The following is a 1,015-nucleotide window of genomic DNA, read 5'->3' on the forward strand; positions in this document are numbered from 1 at the left end:
GTTTTTACATAGTTTTTTAATTCAACATTAGTTTTAAAAGTCACTCCTTACCCTGTACATCGCGCCAACTTTGTTTTTAGGAAAGGGGTTTTTGTTTTTGTTTTTTCTTTATTTTCATTTTTTTGCTCATCCAAAAAACATTTGAAATTAAAAAGAGAAGCCATAGTATGGCTTAGGTATTCCTTTTCTTTAATGTCACTTTTTTTATTCATTGAACATCTATTTTAATTATTGGTATTCATATGCCCTTCGGGGAACAGTCAAAAAAACTAACGAAAAAAGACTTGGCTGTAAACCTCTCTACTAAAAATGTTCTCATTCCACTAAAGATTTTACAAACCCTACGGGCTAAAACCTTTTTAACGCTCCATTTAACCATTTTCTTAACGTGAGAGTTTTAATACCAGTTTATTCATCCTTTTTCAATATTCAAATTCGTTATCTCTTTCAAGAACGAATTCCAAAACCGTCATTGCTGAAAAGTCGAGTGTCAATTCGGCGTAAGGAGCGTTAAAAATGATTTACTGTTCGCATTTTATATGCGAATGATTTAAAGCATTTAGCGAATAGCCATTATTGACCGACTTGTAAGCACAGACTTGACTTTTTTGGTTCGTTTTTGTGTCAAGACAAAAATGAATGTGAAATCCTTTCTATCACTTTTTTATTCATGGTCTTTATTATTTTATGAATATTGAATTCATATACCTTTCAGGGAAGAGAGCAAAAAAGTAATCAAAAAACTCTTGTCTTTGATTTTCGACGGCCAAAATAAGTTTCAGCCATTGAATGTTTTAAATCATTTGCTACGCAAACAGTAAAACATTTTAACCATGACTTCAACTTTTTGACACTCGCCTCCAAATCATATGACATTTTTATAATCCTTTTTCAATATTCGAATTCGTTGTTATTCTTAGTTCGTCACAGAGCCTCATCCTCAAATACATAAGACATCTTACAATTATAAAATCTCAATTCTCATATCTAACATCTAATCTGTACTTTTTACTTA

The 1,015-nt window shown here is 30.9% G+C and carries 1 protein-coding gene; it reads right to left on the reverse strand.

The annotated features are described in order from the left end of the window. Nucleotides 1–47: 47 nt before the first annotated feature. On the reverse strand, nt 48–212 hold the full coding sequence (locus HXZ74_RS17115; RefSeq protein ID WP_180905165.1) for a hypothetical protein: 165 nt from the start codon (nt 210–212) through the stop codon (nt 48–50). Between the last annotated feature and the right edge of the window lie 803 nt (nt 213–1,015).

The organism is Empedobacter sp. R750 (assembly GCF_030324345.1).
Taxonomy (GTDB): Bacteria; Bacteroidota; Bacteroidia; order Flavobacteriales; family Weeksellaceae; genus Empedobacter; species Empedobacter falsenii_C.

Coding starts and splice junctions, on each gene's coding strand:
- HXZ74_RS17115 (WP_180905165.1), bottom strand. CDS start 212: ATGAATAAAAAAAGTGACATTAAAGAAAAGGAATACCTAAGCCATACT.